This is a genomic window from Streptomyces sp. NPDC003035, assembly GCF_042888285.1.
Classification (GTDB): domain Bacteria; phylum Actinomycetota; class Actinomycetes; order Streptomycetales; family Streptomycetaceae; genus Streptomyces.
In genome coordinates, this window is the sequence record NZ_JBIAPJ010000005.1 from 179103 (window position 1) to 197534 (window position 18432).

The 18432-nt window shown below is 67.9% G+C and carries 21 protein-coding genes and 4 tRNA genes; 7 read left to right on the forward strand and 18 right to left on the reverse strand.

Features of this window, described 5'->3' with window-relative positions:
• Positions 1–109: 109 nt before the first annotated feature.
• From ACFYV5_RS17470 to ACFYV5_RS17495, 6 genes are all read right to left on the reverse strand, one after another.
• The gene (locus ACFYV5_RS17470) at positions 110–1009 is read right to left on the reverse strand and encodes a hypothetical protein (protein WP_389169953.1); all 900 of its coding nucleotides are present in this window, start codon (positions 1007–1009) and stop codon (positions 110–112) included.
• Positions 1010–1152: 143 nt separating this feature from the next.
• Positions 1153–1881, reverse strand: coding sequence for a 50S ribosomal protein L1 (gene rplA, locus ACFYV5_RS17475; RefSeq protein WP_389169145.1), 729 nt, complete (start codon positions 1879–1881; stop codon positions 1153–1155).
• A 105-nt stretch (positions 1882–1986) separates the two neighbouring features.
• Positions 1987–2421 carry a 50S ribosomal protein L11 gene (rplK, locus tag ACFYV5_RS17480; protein ID WP_030318720.1) on the reverse strand — a complete coding sequence of 145 codons (435 nt, stop codon included), beginning with the start codon at positions 2419–2421 and terminating at the stop codon, positions 1987–1989.
• Between the two features lie 181 nt (positions 2422–2602).
• Entirely contained in the window at positions 2603–3526 is a 924-nt protein-coding gene (nusG, locus tag ACFYV5_RS17485; protein WP_355105035.1) for a transcription termination/antitermination protein NusG, read from the reverse strand.
• Between the two features lie 44 nt (positions 3527–3570).
• Positions 3571–3858, reverse strand: a complete 288-nt coding sequence (gene secE, locus ACFYV5_RS17490) for a preprotein translocase subunit SecE (protein ID WP_137993978.1) — start codon at positions 3856–3858, stop codon at positions 3571–3573.
• A gap of 103 nt (positions 3859–3961) precedes the next feature.
• Positions 3962–4034, reverse strand: a tRNA-Trp gene (locus ACFYV5_RS17495).
• Positions 4035–4237: 203 nt separating this feature from the next.
• Between ACFYV5_RS17495 and ACFYV5_RS17500 the strand changes: the two genes are divergently transcribed.
• Positions 4238–5464: a pyridoxal phosphate-dependent aminotransferase gene (locus ACFYV5_RS17500; protein WP_355105033.1), complete on the forward strand. Its 1227-nt coding sequence runs from the start codon at positions 4238–4240 to the stop codon at positions 5462–5464.
• Between the two features lie 132 nt (positions 5465–5596).
• Entirely contained in the window at positions 5597–6655 is a 1059-nt protein-coding gene (locus ACFYV5_RS17505; protein WP_389169148.1) for an adenosine deaminase, read from the forward strand.
• Here ACFYV5_RS17505 and ACFYV5_RS17510 read toward each other — a convergent pair.
• Positions 6600–7310 (reverse strand): hypothetical protein, encoded by a 711-nt coding sequence (locus ACFYV5_RS17510; protein ID WP_389169150.1) that lies wholly within the window; start codon positions 7308–7310, stop codon positions 6600–6602. The genes ACFYV5_RS17505 and ACFYV5_RS17510 overlap by 56 nt on opposite strands.
• Positions 7311–7348: 38 nt before the next feature.
• The gene (locus ACFYV5_RS17515; protein ID WP_355105027.1) at positions 7349–7954 is read right to left on the reverse strand and encodes a TetR/AcrR family transcriptional regulator; all 606 of its coding nucleotides are present in this window, start codon (positions 7952–7954) and stop codon (positions 7349–7351) included.
• A gap of 87 nt (positions 7955–8041) precedes the next feature.
• Here ACFYV5_RS17515 and ACFYV5_RS17520 point away from each other — a divergent pair, with 87 nt between their 5' ends.
• The gene (locus ACFYV5_RS17520) at positions 8042–8674 is read left to right on the forward strand and encodes an NAD(P)-dependent oxidoreductase (protein WP_389169152.1); all 633 of its coding nucleotides are present in this window, start codon (positions 8042–8044) and stop codon (positions 8672–8674) included.
• Between the two features lie 27 nt (positions 8675–8701).
• Here the strand turns inward: ACFYV5_RS17520 and ACFYV5_RS17525 are convergent, their stop codons facing one another.
• From ACFYV5_RS17525 to ACFYV5_RS17550, 6 genes are all read right to left on the reverse strand, one after another.
• Positions 8702–9835, reverse strand: coding sequence for a UDP-N-acetylmuramate dehydrogenase (locus ACFYV5_RS17525; RefSeq protein WP_389169154.1), 1134 nt, complete (start codon positions 9833–9835; stop codon positions 8702–8704).
• Between the two features lie 15 nt (positions 9836–9850).
• Positions 9851–10279, reverse strand: coding sequence for a MaoC family dehydratase (locus ACFYV5_RS17530; RefSeq protein WP_389169156.1), 429 nt, complete (start codon positions 10277–10279; stop codon positions 9851–9853).
• Positions 10280–10281: 2 nt separating this feature from the next.
• A complete protein-coding gene (locus ACFYV5_RS17535; RefSeq protein ID WP_355105021.1) occupies positions 10282–10734 on the reverse strand; it encodes a MaoC family dehydratase N-terminal domain-containing protein in 453 nt (150 codons plus the stop codon).
• Between the two features lie 82 nt (positions 10735–10816).
• Positions 10817–10981, reverse strand: coding sequence for a 50S ribosomal protein L33 (gene rpmG / locus ACFYV5_RS17540; protein ID WP_003956487.1), 165 nt, complete (start codon positions 10979–10981; stop codon positions 10817–10819).
• 89 nt (positions 10982–11070) lie between these two features.
• Positions 11071–11143: transfer RNA gene (locus tag ACFYV5_RS17545), tRNA-Met, on the reverse strand.
• A gap of 44 nt (positions 11144–11187) precedes the next feature.
• Positions 11188–11260: transfer RNA gene (locus ACFYV5_RS17550), tRNA-Thr, on the reverse strand.
• A gap of 231 nt (positions 11261–11491) precedes the next feature.
• Here ACFYV5_RS17550 and ACFYV5_RS17555 point away from each other — a divergent pair.
• Both ACFYV5_RS17555 and ACFYV5_RS17560 read left to right on the forward strand, forming a co-directional pair.
• Positions 11492–12769 (forward strand): amidohydrolase family protein, encoded by a 1278-nt coding sequence (locus tag ACFYV5_RS17555; RefSeq protein WP_355105019.1) that lies wholly within the window; start codon positions 11492–11494, stop codon positions 12767–12769.
• Between the two features lie 2 nt (positions 12770–12771).
• The gene (locus tag ACFYV5_RS17560; protein WP_355105017.1) at positions 12772–13428 is read left to right on the forward strand and encodes an NAD(P)H-binding protein; all 657 of its coding nucleotides are present in this window, start codon (positions 12772–12774) and stop codon (positions 13426–13428) included.
• Positions 13429–13515: 87 nt separating this feature from the next.
• On the opposite strand, the gene ACFYV5_RS17565 is transcribed toward ACFYV5_RS17560, so the two are convergent.
• Positions 13516–13587: transfer RNA gene (locus ACFYV5_RS17565), tRNA-Tyr, on the reverse strand.
• Between the two features lie 587 nt (positions 13588–14174).
• The gene (locus ACFYV5_RS17570) at positions 14175–15848 is read right to left on the reverse strand and encodes an AAA family ATPase (RefSeq protein WP_389169159.1); all 1674 of its coding nucleotides are present in this window, start codon (positions 15846–15848) and stop codon (positions 14175–14177) included.
• Between the two features lie 249 nt (positions 15849–16097).
• Here ACFYV5_RS17570 and ACFYV5_RS17575 point away from each other — a divergent pair, with 249 nt between their 5' ends.
• Both ACFYV5_RS17575 and ACFYV5_RS17580 read left to right on the forward strand, forming a co-directional pair.
• Positions 16098–16538 (forward strand): winged helix-turn-helix domain-containing protein, encoded by a 441-nt coding sequence (locus ACFYV5_RS17575; protein WP_389169160.1) that lies wholly within the window; start codon positions 16098–16100, stop codon positions 16536–16538.
• Between the two features lie 11 nt (positions 16539–16549).
• Positions 16550–17119 (forward strand): HD domain-containing protein, encoded by a 570-nt coding sequence (locus ACFYV5_RS17580; protein ID WP_389169162.1) that lies wholly within the window; start codon positions 16550–16552, stop codon positions 17117–17119.
• On the opposite strand, the gene ACFYV5_RS17585 is transcribed toward ACFYV5_RS17580, so the two are convergent.
• Positions 17107–17580, reverse strand: coding sequence for an NUDIX domain-containing protein (locus tag ACFYV5_RS17585; RefSeq protein WP_389169163.1), 474 nt, complete (start codon positions 17578–17580; stop codon positions 17107–17109). The two genes, ACFYV5_RS17580 and ACFYV5_RS17585, sit on opposite strands and share 13 nt — an antisense overlap.
• Positions 17577–18344: a helix-turn-helix domain-containing protein gene (locus ACFYV5_RS17590; protein ID WP_389169165.1), complete on the reverse strand. Its 768-nt coding sequence runs from the start codon at positions 18342–18344 to the stop codon at positions 17577–17579. The genes ACFYV5_RS17585 and ACFYV5_RS17590 overlap by 4 nt, the downstream gene beginning before the upstream one ends.
• Positions 18345–18432: the final 88 nt, after the last annotated feature.

Below are 18432 nucleotides of genomic sequence, written 5' to 3' on the forward strand. Positions count from 1 at the left end.
CCTTCGGCCACCGCACCCTCTTGCGAGAGCACGGCAACGACCAGCGGTCTTTGGCTTCTGGGGAAGAGTACGTGACGGGACGGGCGGGGAGCAAATCCGCCCGTACGGCTCAACCGGCCCGGAGCGCGTCCGGGCCCATGCCGATGCCCTTGAGCATGTCGGCGAGGTCGTACGTGTCCTTCGCCGGCGGGGCCTGGACGGTGGCCTTCGGTCCGTAGTCGGTGTAGTCGCCCTTGATCTGCACCGTCCCCACCGCCGTCGTCATGTCGACGACCATCCGGACCGGATAGCCGGCCGCGTCGACCCAGACGTCGGTGTCGTAGCCCTTCATGCCGATCTTCTCGACGTTCGCGATGAGCTTCTCGCGCTCCTTCTTCGAGAGCGTCGCGGACTTCGCCTTGTTGGCGTCCAGCATCTGCTCGAAGCTGAGCGTGCCCTTGTAGTGCTGGGTCTCGACGCCGTTGACCTTCTCGGCGCCCACGTGCTTGAGGTTCGGGGACTCCAGGAGCAGGGCGAGCTGCTGGGCGGGGTCCTGGTTCATCTGCCCGAGGCCGCCGCCCTTCGACTGGTCGAGCTTCATCCAGCGCTTGCCGTCCATCTCGGCGGCCTTCTCTGCGCCCATGTCCATGTACATGGCGTCACCGAGAACGATCATGCGCATCTGCTCGGGGGCGTCCGGGTCGCCCGCCGCCATCAGGGAGCCCTTCATGGTGATGTCCATGACCCCCGGGTTCCACCCCTGGACGCCGGTCATCTCCATGGTGCCGCCGCCGTCCATGGCGGCCGGCATCGTCACGGTCATCCGGACCTTCGCGGACTTGGCGTCCGACGTCTTCTTGTACGCGGCCTGGATGACCTTCGTGACGGCCTCATGGGTCTGGAGCCGCGGCTTCGCGGGCGCCTCGGCGGCTTTCTTCGCCCCGTCGCCGTCCTGGCAGCCCGCCACGCCGGTCACGACGACCACGGCCGCCAGCGAGACGCCCGCGCGCTTCCATGCGGTCATGCCCATGAGTCCCCACCCCTTGATCTTCAGTTCGTCGGTCAACTGAACGGTAACCCAGAGCGCCGACAGCGTCGTACGAAAAAAACCGGCCCCTCGCGCCTCCGAAGAGGCGCGAGGGGCCGGTTGACCACTCAGTGAGCCGGTGAGGCTCAGACCGCGGCCGGGTCCTCCTCGACGAGGAGGTTGCGGGTGCGGTTGGAGTCCAGCGGGATGCCGGGGCCCATCGTCGTCGTCAGGGTCGCCTTCTTGATGTAGCGGCCCTTGGCGGCGGACGGCTTCAGACGGAGGATCTCCTCCAGAGCCGCGGCGTAGTTCTCGACCAGCTTCGTCTCGTCGAAGGAGACCTTGCCGATGATGAAGTGCAGGTTCGAGTGCTTGTCGACGCGGAACTCGATCTTGCCGCCCTTGATGTCGTTGACAGCCTTGGCGACATCGGGGGTGACGGTGCCGGTCTTCGGGTTCGGCATGAGACCACGCGGGCCGAGGACGCGGCCGAGGCGGCCGACCTTGCCCATGAGGTCCGGGGTGGCGACGACGGCGTCGAACTCGTTCAGGCGCTGGCCCTTGGAGATCTCGTCGATGAGCTCGTCGGAGCCGACGATGTCGGCGCCCGCGGCGATCGCGGCCTCGGCACGGTCACCGGTCGCGAAGACCAGGACCCGGGCGGTCTTACCGGTGCCGTGCGGAAGGTTCACGGTGCCACGGACCATCTGGTCGGCCTTGCGCGGGTCGACACCCAGGCGGAAGGCGACCTCGACGGTTCCGTCGAACTTGGTGGCGGCGGTGTCCTTGGCGATACGGACGGCCTCGAGGGGGGCGTAGCTCCGCTCCCGGTCGATCTTGGCGTCCGCGGCGCGGAGTGCCTTGCTGCGCTTCACTGCTTCTCCTGTGCAGTTACACCATGCGGCTGTCGCCGCGTGGCAGATGTGGAGTCGTGGTGCGGACCAGCGCTGGTCCTACCACAGAGGTCACAAGGGGGCTGATCAGCCCTCGACCGTGATGCCCATGGAGCGGGCGGTGCCGGCGATGATCTTCGACGCGGCGTCGAGGTCGTTGGCGTTCAGGTCGGGGAGCTTGACCGTGGCGATCTCGCGGACCTGGGCAGCCGTCAGCTTGGCGACCTTGGTCTTGTGCGGCTCGCCGGAGCCCTTGTCCACACCCGCGGCCTTGAGGATCAGCTTGGCGGCCGGCGGAGTCTTGGTGATGAAGGTGAAGGAACGGTCCTCGTAGACCGTGATCTCCACCGGCACGACCATGCCACGCTGCGACTCGGTCGCGGCGTTGTAGGCCTTGCAGAACTCCATGATGTTGACGCCGTGCTGGCCCAGCGCGGGACCGACCGGCGGAGCCGGGTTGGCCGCGCCAGCGTTGATCTGGAGCTTGATAAGCCCCGTGACCTTCTTCTTCTTGGGAGGCATTGCTCTCTCCGGGTCCTAGTGAGAGTGTTCAGCCCGCCATCCGGTCATCCGGATGGAGGCATACCGCACAACGATAACGGGTATACACGCGCGGCCAAAAACCGAGCAGGTCAGAGCGTCCCCCGCAAGCGGGGGTACCCCCAGCGAGAGCCACTCTGACCTGGTCGGAAACTTGCTGAGATCAGTTCTTCTGGATCTGGTCGAAGCTGAGCTCGACCGGGGTCTCGCGACCGAAGATCTCGACGAGGCCCTTGACCTTCTTCGAGTCGGCGTTGATCTCGTTGATCGTCGCCTGGAGCGTCGCGAAGGGGCCGTCGGTGACGGTGACCGAGTCGCCGACCTCGAAGTCGAGGACCTGGACCTCGACCTTGCGGGCCGGAGCCGGCTTGCCCTCGGCCTCGGCGGCCTCGCGGGCGGCCTTCTCCTCGGCCTCGGGGGCGAGCATCTTGACGATCTCGTCCAGGGTCAGCGGGTACGGGTCGTAGGCGTTGCCCACGAAGCCGGTGACGCCCGGGGTGTTGCGGACGACGCCCCAGGACTCGTTCGTCAGATCCATGCGGACGAGAACGTAACCGGGCAGCTTGTTCTGCCGGACGTTCTTGCGCTCGCCGTTCTTGATCTGGACGATCTCTTCCTCGGGCACCTCGGCCTGGTAGATGAACTCCTCGACGTTCAGCGAGACGGCACGCTGCTCGAGGTTGGCCTTCACGCGCTTCTCGTAGCCCGCGTAGGTGTGGATCACGTACCACTCGCCGGGCAGGCCGCGGAGCTCGTCGCGGAGGGCCTGGATCGGGTCGACCGGAGCGGCGGGCTCCTCGTCGGCCTCCTCGGCCTCGTCCTCGACGCCGGCCTCGTCCTCGGCCTCGGTGTCTTCGTCGGACTCGTCCTCGACGTCGGAGTCGCCCGCGACGTCCTCATCGGACTCTTCGTCCTCGTCGGACTCCGCGGACTCGGAGTCCTCGGTGTAGTCCTCGATCTGCAGGGCGGCCTCTTCGGCCGCCTCGCCCGCAGCGGCGTCAGCAGCCTCAGCCTGGTCCTCGTCGGCCGCCTCGAGGATGTCGAGCTCGTCCTCGGAAACGGACTCGTTCAGGTTCGGGTCAGACACGGTGGCTGCTTCTTCCTGGATACAGATTGGGGTGGAACAAGAAATCAGCCGAAGACGTACTTGACTGCTTCCTGGAAGCCATAGTCAATCACGGTCACGAGGCCGATCATGATGACGACGAAGACAATCACTACCGTGGTGTACGTCGTCAGCTGGCTGCGAGTCGGCCAGACGACCTTGCGAAGCTCCGCGACGATCTGGCGGTAGAAGAGCGCGAGGCGGCCCAGAGGGCCCTTCTTTCCGCGCTTGCCGCCCTTGCGGGCCTTCTTCTTCGAGTCCGGCGCCTCGTCCTCGGCATCAGGCATGTCGATGGAGCCCACGGCGTCCGTCACGCTTCTCACCTGATCCCGGGTCATGGCAGTGCCGTGCCGGGTGGATCCGCACGGCGGTGCATTGAAGTACGTACATGCGCACACATCCTGGCGGTGTGTGTAGCAGGGCCGGAGGGACTTGAACCCCCAACCGCTGGTTTTGGAGACCAGTGCTCTACCAATTGAGCTACGACCCTTTGTGGCTCCCCCAACCTACCGCATCGTGAGACGTGGTCGGTGAGGGCCAACGAGCAGTGAGTGTACGTGTTCATGAGCCCGACGTCGAACAGAAAGCACGTGGGAGCCCCCGCGGGCCCTCGTACGACCAGGAATGACCGTTCGTGTCCGCTCGCTGAAACCTGTGTGCCGGGCGCGAAGCGGGTCTGGGAGCATGGGCCGCATGAGCGCTGCTAACCCTCCGACCGAGCGCCGGGTCTCCGCCCGCATCGGTGCGATCTCCGAGTCCGCGACCCTCGCCGTCGACGCCAAGGCCAAGGCCCTCAAGGCCGCCGGGCGCCCGGTGATCGGTTTCGGCGCGGGTGAGCCCGACTTCCCGACCCCGGACTACATCGTCGACGCCGCCGTCGAGGCGTGCAAGAACCCGAAGTACCACCGCTACACGCCGGCCGGCGGTCTGCCCGAGCTGAAGGCCGCGATCGCCGCCAAGACGCTGCGCGACTCCGGCTACGAGGTCGACGCCTCCCAGGTCCTGGTGACCAATGGCGGCAAGCAAGCGATCTACGAGGCGTTCGCGGCGATCCTCGACCCGGGCGACGAGGTCATCGTCCCGGCCCCGTACTGGACGACGTACCCCGAGTCGATCCGGCTCGCGGGCGGTGTCCCGGTCGAGGTCGTCGCCGACGAGACCACCGGCTACCGCGTCTCGGTGGAGCAGCTGGAGGCGGCCCGCACGGAGCGGACCAAGGTCGTCCTCTTCGTCTCCCCCTCGAACCCGACCGGCGCCGTGTACAGCGAGGCCGAGACCGAGGCGATCGGCCGCTGGGCCGTCGAGCACGGCCTGTGGGTGCTGACGGACGAGATCTACGAGCACCTGGTCTACGGCGGCGCGTCCTCGGCCTCGCTGCCGGCGGTGCTGCCGGAGCTGCGCGACAAGTGCATCGTGGTCAACGGTGTCGCCAAGACGTACGCGATGACCGGCTGGCGCGTGGGCTGGATCATCGGCCCGAAGGACGTGGTCAAGGCCGCGACGAACCTGCAGTCGCACGCCACCTCGAACGTGAGCAACGTGGCGCAGGTGGCCGCGCTGGCCGCCGTGTCGGGGAACCTGGACGCGGTCGCGGAGATGGGGCGGGCCTTCGACCGGCGCCGCCAGACGATCGTGCGGATGCTCAACGAGATCGAGGGCGTCCTCTGCCCGACCCCGGAGGGCGCGTTCTATGTGTACCCGTCGGTGAAGGCGCTGCTCGGCAAGGAGATCCGCGGCAGGCGCCCGCAGACCTCGGTCGAGCTGGCGGCGCTGATCCTGGACGAGGCCGAGGTCGCGGTCGTCCCGGGCGAGGCCTTCGGCACGCCGGGCTACCTGCGGCTTTCGTACGCGCTGGGTGACGAGGACCTGGTCGAGGGCGTGTCCCGGATGCAGAAGCTGCTCGCGGAGGCGCGCGACTGACCGCGTACGGATTTCCGTAGGTGGTCCGGGCCCCCGGTTCTTCGGAACCGGGGGCCCGTTCTTGCGTTCTAGCAAGGTCCCGATCGGGGAAAGGGGCTGTATTCGTCCATTCGAGTGCGGCAAGATCCTTCAATGGAGCACGTTTCCGAGCACGTTTCCGAGCATGTTTTTTCCCGCGACATCCGCCTGCTGCCCAAGGCCCACCTGCATCTGCACTTCACGGGGTCGATGCGGCCCACGACGCTCATCGAGCTGGCCGACAAGTACGGCGTCCATCTCCCGGAGGCGCTGAGCGGCGGTACGCCGCCGAAGCTGCGGGCGACCGACGAGCGCGGCTGGTTCCGTTTCCAGCGGCTGTACGACATCGCCCGGTCGTGCCTGCGGGAGCCCGAGGACATCCAGCGCCTGGTCCGCGAGGCGGCCCAGGAGGACGTGCGGGACGGCTCGGGGTGGCTGGAGATCCAGGTCGACCCGACCTCGTACGCTCCCCTGCTCGGCGGTCTGATCCCGGCCATGGAGGTCATCCTCGACGCGGTCGACGTGGCCTCGCGCGAGACCGGGCTCGGGATGCGGGTCCTGGTGGCCGCGAACCGGATGAAGCACCCGCTGGAGGCCCGCACCCTGGCCCGGCTCGCGGTGCGGTACGCGGACCGGGGCGTGGTCGGCTTCGGGCTCTCCAACGACGAGCGCCGCGGCATGGCCCGCGACTTCGACCGTGCCTTCGCGATCGCTCGTGAGGGCGGTCTGCTGGCGGCCCCGCACGGCGGGGAGCTGACGGGCCCGGCGTCCGTACGGGACTGTCTGGACGATCTCCGGGCGGCGCGGGTGGGCCACGGGGTACGGGCGGCGGAGGACCCGCGGGTGCTGCGCAAGCTCGCCGAGAGGGGCGTGACCTGCGAGGTCTGCCCGGCGTCCAACGTGGCGCTCGGGGTGTACGAGAAGCATGAGGACGTTCCGCTGCGGGCGCTCTTCGAGGCGGGGGTGCCGATGGCGCTGGGCGCGGACGACCCGCTGCTCTTCGGATCGCGCCTCGCCGCCCAGTACGAGATCGCCCGCCGGCACCACGCGTTCACGGACGCGGAGCTCGCGGAGCTGGCCCGTCAGTCGGTGCGGGGTTCGGCGGCCCCGGACGACGTCAGGCGGAAGCTGCTGTCCGGGATCGACGACTGGCTGGCGAGCCCGGCCGTCTGACGTGCGCGTAGGGCGGGTACGCCTGGAAGCCGACGTCGAGTTCCGTCGCGCGCCAGGCGCGCTCCGGCTCCAGATGGTGGGTGAGCGAGGCGATCAGGGTGTCGTAGCCCTGTGTCACCCGCTTCTGTCGCGGGCCGTTGCCCGCGGCGTACGCGAGTTCGATGGAGGCGGCGGCGAAGACGTCGCGGCTGCCGAAGAGGAAGAGCGTGCCGGCGTGGGCGGCCGGGCGCAGCCGGTCGCGGGTGTCCCGCTGGTCGCGGCGCTCCGTCCATCGGGACGCGTGCGCGGCCGTCCTGGCTTCGTCGGTCCGGACGGTCTGTGGGTTGCCTTGCGTCAGCCTGCGGCGCAGTGCGGGCCAGGCGGAGGGGCGCAGGCCGAGGGAGTGGTGGACCAGGAGGAGGTCGACCGGCTCACCGGGTGCGTACGGCCGGGGAAGGCTCTGGCGCAGCGGGAGGTGCACGATCGTGTGCCGCGAGAACGCGGCGAAGGAGAAGAACCCGGCGAGCCGCGAGAGGCCGTCATGGTCGCCGACGAGATAGCCCCAGTCCACGAGCGGGTTGCTGAGGGTGGTGTGCCGCAGGGGGTACCAGGGCTGGACGACCCGGTGTTCGTGCGGACCGGTGCGGGGCCTGAACTCGCGGACCTTGAGACGCATGGCGTCAGCGTGGCCGGGTGCCGCCCCGGGCCGCAACGTCATTTCGTCGGGGCGATCCCGGCCACCAGGGTGCGGGCGATCGAGGCGGCGAAGGTGTCGAGGTCCTGGGGCGGCTCCTTGCCGACCTTCGCGTCGTAGGCGAAGGCGCGCTGGGAACAGGCGCCGAGCAGCAAGGACGCCGCCGCGAAGGTGTCGGCGCCGGGGTCGACGCGGCCCGCCGCCTGTTCCGCGCGCAGATAGGCGTCGAGGCTTTCCAGGGGGCGGTGGGGACCGGCGTCGAGGCGCCGCATCGACGCGTCGTGGCGGGCCTTGAGCCGGGTCTCGGCGTAGAGGGAGGCGGCGATCGGGAAGCTCTGGGCGTAGAAGAGGGCGGCCTGGCGGGCGATCTCGGTGAGGTTCTCCTCCACGGTGCGCCGCCCCGGTTCGGCGGCCAGCGACTCGAGGAGCGGTGCCAGCTTGGGGAGGCGTTCGGTCAGGACGGCGACGAAGAGCTCCTCCTTGCCCGCGAAGTACTTGTAGAGCGCCGCCTCCGAGCAGCCGGCGCCCCGCGCGATCTCCTTGGTGGTCGTACGGGCGAGGCCCACGGTGGTCCACAGCTCGTGCGCCGCGTCGAGGATCCGTTCCCGCGTGGGTTTCGTCTCCATGGCTGCTCCGATCGCCCTTGACGAGGGGGTGAGTACACACTCACTCTAGGGGTGAGTGAACACTTACCCACCCCAGGAGGGTGCGACATGAAGCTCACTGTCTTCGGCGCGACCGGTGGTATCGGTCAGGAGATCGTCCGCCAGGGCCTGGCAGCGGGCCACCAGGTGACGGCGGTGGTACGAGACCCGGCGCGGTTCACGGTCGAGGGTGAGCGCCTGGAGGTCCGGCAGGCGGACCTCACGGCCCCCGAGACCCTGCGCGGTGCCGTCGCGGGCCGGGACGCGGTACTCTCCGGCCTCGGCGCCCGCTCGCGCGCCGACGCGGGGATCGCGGCACGGCTGACCCGCTCGGTCCTCGCCGCCATGGAGGCGGAGCACGTCCGGCGCCTGCTGGTGGTGAGCGCAGCCCCGCTCGGCCCCGTCCCCGACGGCCATACGGTCCTCGACAAGACCATGTTGGCGATCATCAACTCCGTCCTGAAGGACGTCTACGACGATCTGCGCGTGATGGAGGGCGACCTGGCGGCCAGCGCCACGGACTGGACGTCCGTACGCCCGCCCAAGCTCACGAACAAGCCGGTCACCGGCCGCTACCGCTCGGTCGTCGGCGGCAGCCCGCCCCGCGGCCGCTCCCTCGCCCGCGCCGATGTCGCCCACGCCATGCTGGCGATGATCGACGACCCGGCCACGGTCAAGCAGGGCGTGGGCGTCGCGTACTGACGCCGGGGACCTGCGGAACCCGCGGGGTCAGAGGCTGACGCCGACAGTCACCGGCTCGTTGACGAGCGTGACCCCGAAGGCGTCCCGTACGCCCGCGACGACCTCACGAGCGAGGGCGAGGAGGTCCTCGGTGGTGGCCTCGCCGCGGTTGGTGAGGGCGAGGGTGTGCTTGGTGGAGATACGGGCGGGGCCGGAGCCGTACCCCTTGGTGAAGCCGGCCTTGTCGATCAGCCAGGCGGCCGAGGTCTTGACCTGGCCGTCCTCGCCCGCCGGGAAGGCCGGCGGGGTCACGTCCGCGCCGAGCCGCCCGGCCACGCGCGCGAGGAAGGTCTCGTACTCCCCCGGCGTGAGGATCGGGTTGGTGAAGAACGACCCGGCGGACCAGGTGTCGTGGTCGGCGGGGTCCAGGACCATGCCCTTGCTCGCGCGCAGCTTCAGGACGGTCTCACGGGCCTGCGCGAGCGGGACGCGGTCGCCGACCTCCACGCCGAGGGCGCGGGCGGTCTCGGCGTACTTGACCGGCGCGGAGAGACCCGCCGCGTCCTCCAGCCCGAAGCGGACGCGCAGCACGACGTAGCGGTCGGGATCGGCCTTGAAGCGGCTGTGGCGGTACGAGAAGGAGCAGTCGGCGTTGGGGAGGGTGACCGTCTCGTCGGCCCGGCGGTCGTAGGCGACGACCTCGGTGATGGTGGCGGAGACCTCCTGGCCGTACGCGCCGACGTTCTGGATCGGGGTCGCGCCCGCGGATCCGGGGATCCCGGCCAGACACTCGATGCCCGCGAGGCCCGCGTCGACCGTGCGCGCGACGGCGTCGGTCCACACCTCGCCGGCCGCCAGCTCCAGCTTCGTCCCGTCGAGGGTGAAGCCCTGGGTGGCGATGCGCAGGGCGGTGCCGTCGAAGCCCTTGTCGCCGATGACCAGGTTGGATCCGCCGCCGATGATCAGCAGCGGCGTCCCGGACGCGTCCGCCTCGCGGACCGCGGCGATCACCTCGTCGTCGGTGGTGGCCGTGACGAGCCGATTCGCGGGGCCGCCGAGCCGGAAGGTGGTCAGGGGGGCGAGGGGGGCGTCGTGGAGTACCTGCACGGCCGCAAGCCTACGGGCTTCTCCCGCGACAGTAGAAAAGTGGAAGCCCCGGCCACCCGAAGGCGCCGGGGCCATGCACCTATCCGCCCGTCAGGCGAGCTTCACCACGGCCCGGGACATGCCCAGGACCTTCTGGCCCGCCGATGTCGCCGTCAGGTCCACCCGGACCTGGTTGTCGTCCAGCTTGGCCGCGACCTTGGCGCTGACCTCGATGAGGGCACCCTTGTCGTCGTTCGGCACGATCACCGGCTTGGTGAAGCGCACGCCGTACTCGACGACGGCAGCCGGGTCGCCGGCCCAGTCGGTCACGACGCGGATCGCCTCGGCCATGGTGAACATGCCGTGCGCGATGACGTCCGGCAGGCCGACCCCGACCGCGAACTTCTCGTTCCAATGGATCGGGTTGAAGTCCCCGGAGGCACCGGCGTACCGCACCAGCGTGGCGCGCGTCACCGGGAAGGACCGCGCCGGCAGCTCCGTGCCGACCTCGACCTCGTCGTAAGCGATCTTCGCGGTCATCCTCAGACCTCCTCGGGGGCGCGCGAGACAAGCTTGGTCCAGGCGGTCACGACGTGCTCGCCGGTCTCGTCGTGGACCTCACCGCGGATGTCCAGGATGTCGTTGCCCGCCATCGACTTGATCGCCTCGATGGTCGAGGTGACCGACAGCCGGTCTCCCGCCCGCACGGGCCGGGTGTACGCGAACTTCTGGTCGCCGTGCACGACACGGCTGTAGTCCAGACCGAGCTGCGGGTCCTCGATGACCTGCCCCGCGGCCTTGAAAGTGATCGCGAACACAAAAGTGGGCGGAGCGATCACATCGGGGTGACCGAGCGCCTTCGCCGCTTCCTGGTCGACATAGGCGGGATTCGCGTCGCCGACCGCCTCGGCGAACTCGCGGATCTTCTCGCGGCCGACCTCGTACGGCGGGGTGGGCGGATAGGTCCGGCCCACGAAGGACTGGTCGAGCGCCATGGACTCGATACCTCCTGGATTTGTTGCCGACAAACGACACGAGGCCGCCCCCTGGTGGGGACGGCCTCGTGTACGAGCCTGATTAACGCGTCTCGCGGTGCGCAGTGTGCGAGTTGCAGCGGGGGCAGTGCTTCTTCATCTCAAGACGGTCCGGGTTGTTACGCCGGTTCTTCTTGGTGATGTAGTTCCGCTCCTTGCACTCCACGCAGGCCAGCGTGATCTTCGGGCGGACGTCGGTGGCAGCCACGTGAGTGCTCCTTGGACGGACGGATGGACGGATGAACGCATAGAAGAGTAGCCGATCGAAGGACCGACCCCACAATCGGCTACCGTGTGTAGCGGTGACCGGACTTGAACCGGTGACACAGCGATTATGAGCCGCTTGCTCTACCGACTGAGCTACACCGCTTTGATGATCTGGATCCCGCCCGAGGGCGGGCTCCTTCTCACCAGAGCCCCAATACGGAATCGAACCGTAGACCTTCTCCTTACCATGGAGACGCTCTACCGACTGAGCTATTGGGGCGAGCGATGAAGACATTACACGGTCCTCCGCCGATCGCCCAAATCCGTTTCCCGGCCCTCCCCCGGCTCTCCTGCTCGCGCGCCCCGTACGCCACACGTGGCCTCATCAGTACGACTATTGCCCTCCTCCTCGAAGGGCGGCCGGAGCCCCCCTAGGCTCGGCCCCACGCTGCGTGATCTTGATCTTGAGCTGGACCTTTGAGCTGGAACTTGAGGAGCCGTGAGGAGCCCGATGTCAGCCGACAGCAAGCAGCCCCAGCCGCCCGACGACTGGGCAGCCGCCACCGCCGACTCCACCTCGCTCCTGCTCTCCAACGCCCGGCTCACCGACGGACGGACGGTCGACGTCCGCCTCGGCGGCGGCCGGATCGAGGCCGTCGGCACGGCCGGCAGCCTCACCGCGGTCGGCGCCCGCGTCGACCTCGCCGGCTATCTGCTGCTCCCCGCCCCCGCGGAGCCGCACGCCCACGCCGACACCGCGCTCAGCGCCGACTCCCCGGGCCCCGTCTCGTACGCCCCCGAGGAGGTGCAGCGGCGGGCCACCGAGGCCGCGCTGCTGCAGCTCGGCCACGGCGCCACCGCGCTGCGCGCGCACGTCCGGATCGGTGACGTGCAGGGGCTCGGGCCCCTCGAAGCCGTGCTCCAGGCGCGGCGCTCGCTGCGCGGCCTGACGGACCTGACGACGGTCGCGGTGCCCCGACTGCTGACGGGTGTGGCGGGCGCGGACGGGCTCGCGATGCTGCGGGACGCCGTGAAGATGGGCGCGGGCGTGGTGGGCGGCTGCCCGGACCTCGACCCGGACCCGGCGGGGTACGTGGAGGCCGTCCTGGACGTTGCCGCGGAGCAGGGCTGCCCGGTGGATCTGCACACGGACGGTGACGACCCGACGCGGCTCGCCCGGCTGGCGGCGATGGCGGGCGGGCTGCGACCCGGGGTGACGATCGGTCCGTGCGCGGGCCTGGCCCGGCTGCCGGCGGATCAGGCGCGCCGGGCCGCCGACCAACTCGCGTCGGCCGGGGTGACGGTGGTCTGCCTCCCTCAGGGCGGCTGCGGCGCGACCGAGCTGCGCGGCGCGGCGCCGGTCCGGCTGCTGCGGGCCGCGGGGGTACGGCTCGCGGCCGGCGGCGGGGCGCTGCGGGACGTCTCCAACCCGGTGGGGCGCGGGGACCCGCTGGAGTGCGCGTACCTGCTGGCCTCGCTGGGCGGACTGCCGGCCGAGGACGCGTACGGGGCGGTGAGCGCGGCGGCCCGTACGGCGATGGGGCTCGCGGAGGTACGGGTGGAGGCCGGGTTCCCGGCGGAGCTGCTCGCGGTGCGCGGGGAACGCCTCTCGGGCGTGTTGTCCCTCGCGTACAGCCGGATCGTGGTGCACCGGGGCCGGGTGGTGGCACGGACCAGCGCGGTTCGGGAGTACTGCGACTCGGCGGCGGCGCTCGACCTGCCGCGCCAGGCCCGCCCGGAACGTCCGGAACCGGGAAGCCCTCCGGCCGGTCCCGACGTACGGTCGTGAGTATGCGCATTGTCATCGCTGGAGGACACGGTCAGATCGCCCTGCGTCTGGAGCGGCTGCTCTCGGCGTCGGGGCACGAGCCGGCGGGCATCATCCGCGACCCGGGGCAGGCCGACGACCTGCGGGCGGCGGGGGCCGAACCGGTCGTGCTCGACCTGGAGTCGGCGTCGGTGGAGATGGTCGCGGCGGTCCTGCAGGGCGCCGACGCGGCGGTGTTCGCGGCGGGAGCGGGCCCTGGCAGCGGCACCGCCCGCAAGGACACGGTGGACCGCGCGGCGGCGGTCCTCTTCGCCGACGCGGCGGAACGGGCGGGCGTACGCCGCTACCTCGTCGTCTCGTCCATGGGCGCCGACGCCGCCCATCCGGGCGACGAGGTCTTCGACGTCTACCAGCGCGCCAAGGGCGCGGCGGACGACGACATCCGCGCCCGCGAGGGCCTGGACTGGACGATCCTGCGCCCCGGCATGCTGACGAACGACGCCGGCACGGGCCTGGTCCGCCTGGGCGCCTCGACGGGCCGCGGCCCGATCCCCCGCGACGACGTGGCGGCGGTCCTGGCGGAACTCCTGGAGACCCCGGCGACGGCCGGCCTGACCCTGGAACTGATCAGCGGCTCGATCCCGGTCTCGGTGGCGGTGAAGGACGTGGCGGGCAACTGACCCGCTGAGCGTCGGCCGGCGGAAAGGGCCAGGCCGCCGACAAAGAAGAAGGTCCCCGGTGCGAGCACCGGGGACCTCTCTATCGCGTGGCGGCGCCAGGATTCGAACCTGGGTAGGCTAAGCCGACGGATTTACAGTCTCCTGGCCTCCTGGCCCGCCAACAGCAGCTGACCTGCGGAACAAGCTGCATCTGGGAGCGTTTTGGCGCTTACCGTCCACACAGCGTCCTGATCTTGTACAGAATGCTTCCCCAAGGCTCGACAGCCGAGTCTCGCGAGGGGGACTGATGGGCACGACACGGGATGCGATCATCAAGCGAATCGATGGTGGTCGAGGCGTTACGGCGGTGTCGATGGGGTGGCTTCGCGAGCACTACAACGCGGAGTGGGGGCGACTAAGTGCGGCGCGAGCGGCAGAGATCAGCACGTGGCTCGCGCAGCGCAGCATCCGGCATGTACCCAGCCCTCTGCCCTCTCGTGAGGCAGCCGAGGTCATGCTGTACAGCCCTGACTCGCCTATCGGCGTATACATCAACGCGGCCCGACTAGAAGGCCCGTTCGCGAACCGCCCTGCAGGGGCCGGCGACATCCTGGGCACGCTCGCGAAACGCCTCTGACGCGGCAGCCGCACGCGGCTGGCCGAGGCACTACCAGATGTCGAGCAACTTGACTGAGCCGGGCGCGGCTTCTGGGCGCGGAAGAGAAGGGTGCATCTCTAGTAGCTTCGAGATCACCAATCTGCATCACCTAGCGCGGCGAATGAAACTGGACAGAGGTCCGATTTGCCTCATTAATAAAGGCAATACACTTCCGTACCCATTTGCCTAGGGGTGTGCCCTGCGACGGAGGAGAGATCCAACGGTCGCATACCAGCCTTGCGATCCTGTTCTTATCTGGAGATCCCTTACGCCCCGTCAAAGCAAGGGGGTTCTCATACTTCCCTCCGGTCCATGGCATACCGGCCGACGGGTGAACCAACGAGACGGAATCCCGCAGATCCCTCTCAGGAACATAGTTTTCGATAGTGTAACCGTCCGTCAGCCAAGCAAATCCGTCACCATCACCCTCATTGAAACCGTCCATAACCCTCTTCTTCGTCGCAGAGATACGAGCTCGGGCAGACTTCTTGTCGCTGTCGATAACGATCGCCGAGTACCTGTTGAGACTCCGAAGCTTGATGAAGTCACCCACTTCGTCATCGCTGACAGTGAGATGATTGAGTAGACCACCACCGTAAAACATGACCGTATAGTGGATTCCTTCGATCAGCTCAGGCGCCAGCAACTTAATCCAGTGGGTGATGTAGATCCGATCAGATGGCCCCTCCACCCAGATGACCGCATTCGACTGAAGCAGATCGGATGGGCGGTAGCCAAGGTCTGCACACACTCCGGATAGGCCGGACGGTGATACCGCCGGATCCAGACGCGTTTCGACTCCGTCATGCCGCACGTGAAGAACAACCGCTGCCTGATGATCAAGCATGTGCGCAGAGTGCGTAGCGATCAAGTATTGATTACTTGTTTCTCGCGCGAGGTACCTGATGAACTTTCGCTGATAAACAGGGTGGAGGTGAACCTCGGGTTCCTCGATGCACACAATCTTCCGCTCGTTGACTGTAGCTGCAGCAGCCAGCACGATAACCTGATGGACGCCGGTCCCCAGGTTCTCCAAGGGGAGCATGCGCCCGTTGTGAAACACGTTCAAGGTGCGAGCGTCGTGTTGAACATCCAGCCTGGCAGTGTCGTCATCCAAGATTCTTCTAACGAATCGGTTGATCGCCTCGAACCGCTCCGTGTCCTCACCGTATGAAGCAGCAGGGGGGTTCTGAAGACGTTGCAGTCTTTCCAGGAGCCCGAGGCCCTCATTATTTCCGGTACCCCCTTCTACATCGTGTTGAATCTGACGGAAAGCCTCGATCGTAACGACCGATCCAGTCGCGAAGATCGGCGAGGGGATAAACGCCGCCACGATGGTTGAGATATTGTCTCTCCCCGCAGGAATCTCACCCCCTGTTGAGTAACCAGAGAACTTCAAACGCTGCAACAAGTGAACGAGAGTCGCATTTCCCAGGTCGCCGATGATTGCGTCGAATTGATCCGCCACCAAGTTTCCGGACAACTCGCTAGCGATCCAGGTTTGCCCGTCGCGATAGATCGATGGATGCTTGAGAATGCGAAGCGACAATTCCTTGGTGTCGTAATCCAACTGCCGCCCCACATGCACCTTCTCATATGCCTCCTCAGGATCGAAGGCCACGGCGTAGCGGCAGGGGGTGGCTCGCCCTTGCGGGATGTCATGCTCGCCCAATTGAGCTCTTCCAGAGGACACGAGCTTCAGCATTCGAAGAAAGTTGGATTTACCCGAGTTATTCTGCCCGGCCAACAGAGTGACCGGCCCCAACCTGCTGCTGAACTGCATCGCCGGTCCGAAGCTTCGGTATCCGGAAACTCCAAAGCCTGGCAAGATTACGTCCGCCACCGTGTTCTCTCCCCTGCCCGACGCAGCCTGATATGCCTGACCGTACTCCTCCGTCGCAGGGAGAGCCGAGGGTTCGCCAGGATCAAGGTGGGCTCTTTGCAAGGCACTGTGGCCAGCTCGCGACAGCACGACCTGTCGGTACGCCAGCATGGGATCCTGGGGGCAAGGAAGTTGGAGGAGGGAGAGGCCGTGCCGGAGGCCAGTCCGCGTGGAACGTACCTGCTCATCGCTAACGCGCTACGGGGTGACATCGAAGCTGGCAAGGTCGCTGCGCTTCCCTCGGAGTCTTCCCTTGTACGGGCGCACGGCGTTTCTCGCAACACCGTGCGGCGCGCCCTCAAAGTGCTTGAGAGTGAGCGTCTCATTGCGTCAGTACCTGGCGCCGGCTGGCGGGTGTCGAAGGGGCCCGTTCCCCCCCTCTCAGATCGCCTGATCGCAGTGATCACTGAGGATGCTCTGTCGGTTGGGGACGCCTACCCTTCCGAGTCTCAGTTGTGTGAGCGCTTCGGTGCATCGCGCACAGCCGTGCGACATGCGCTCGCTCAGATCGAAGGAAAAGGGCTGCTCACAAGCAGGCACGGGAAAGGTCGAACAGTTAGCGCCCTGCCGCCCGAGGTCGGAGAGTCGTAGCCTTGCCGTCCATGGGGCTAACTGAGTGGGCGTACTGTCTCTCCCAATCGATGCTGTCCAAGCCGTTGCCGCGTCGCTGGGCACACTCCCTCGGGGTCGCCGAGCGGGCTCGCTCGCTGAGTCCGATCCTCGGCAACGACGCGGAGCTGCTGGAGGCAGCCGCAGTACTCCACGACGTGGGCTACTCCCCCTCGATCGCTACCACCGGCTTCCACCCGCTCGACGGGGCACGATTCCTCCGTGACCAGGAGAGCGCCGACGAGCGGGTCGTCCGGCTCGTGGCGCACCATTCCTGTGCGCTCCTCGAGGCCGAGGAGCGAGGACTCCGGCGTGAGCTGGAGACGGAGTTCGAGCTGGAGCGGCCCGAGCTGGTCGACGCGCTGATCGCGTCGGACATGACGACGACTCCGGACGGGATGCACACCACGCCAGCCGCACGACTGGACGAGATCGTGCAGCGGTACGGCCCGGACACGATCGTGGGCCGCTTCATCCAGCGAGCGGCGCCCGAGATCTACGCAGCCGCGGAGCGGGTGGAAGGCCGCATGGCCCGGGCCACCGCCGGTGCTCAGCCGATGTAGGGCTCGCTCCGCGATTTGTCCAGGCCGTGCTGGATGCGCAGGCGCATCGAGGGATGGATGTCGAGGTCATCGAGGTCCGCTGGGTCGATCCAGCGGACCTCTTTCGATTCGCTGCTTGTCCGCAGGGACCCGCCGACAGGGTGGGCACGGAAGCAGATGGAGAACTGCTGCCGCACTTCGCCGTCGTCGTACGCGAGCACGTGCTCCGGGTCCGTGTAGAGCCCGACGATGCCGTCGACCTCGACCCTGATCCCAGTCTCTTCCTCGACCTCTCGCACGACCGTGTCACCGATGCGCTCGCCGATGTCGTGACCGCCCCCGGGCAATGCCCACAGGTTGTTGTCTGTCTTGTGGATGATCAGAAGCCGCCCGGCTTCGTCGAGGACGACAGCCGTGACCGAAGGGACCACGGAGTTCGCCGTCGGTGCGCTGGGGTCGCGGAAGTAGTCGATCCGGCTCATGCGAGACCTCCGAGGTCGGTGGGGGACGAGATGGGCCGCGATGCCTCCCAGACTCGCTCGATGCTCTCAGCGTAGGCATCGAACAGCTCTCCGCCTGGAACCCGCTGGATGTGCAGCACAGGAGCCATGTAGGCACCCACGCCGTAAAGGTGGCCGTTGGCGAGCAGCTCGTCGTCGGCGCGGTAGAGCGAGTTGTAGAGCGTTGTGCCGTGGAGCCGGAACTCCACCCCCGGGAGCCCGAAGAGCGGCGCGTAGTTGACCAGCGCGTTCCGAATCTTGCTCGCCATGGCGGACCCGATCCCCTCGTCCGCACCGCGTACCGCGACTGCCGCGCTGTCCGGGTCGCCGAGCATGAACCGAACGGGGATGCCGGCCGCTGACTTCTCCTTCACGACCTGGTGGAAGGCCGCGTCCTCGGTAAGCCAGAACCCGGAGTACACCAGCACGTCGAACTGTCGCCTCGCCTGCGCGTAGAGCTGCGGCCACAGCCTGTTCGGTACGACGGAGCGGTGGGGGTACAGCCGGATGAGCTCAGCGTTCCCGGCCTCGGTGACCTCGGCCGACGTTCGTTCCTCGGGCCACAGGTAGGACATCTCGCATCGCAGTAGCGAGGCCGCCGCGTACTTGAATCGGCGGTACGGCTGGCGCTTCGGTTCATTGATCCAGCGTTCGACCGTCTTCGCTGAAACCCCGAGCCGTTCAGCGACCTGATCGAGTGTCATACCGCTCTCGATGATGGCGCCGCGCAGCCTCTCATTGGCCATGCCGTGCACTCCCCCAGTGGGACGACTTGGGACGACTTCACCGTAGCGAAGCTGTCCCCGAGTCGTACACCTGCGAGGTCCAGCGTCT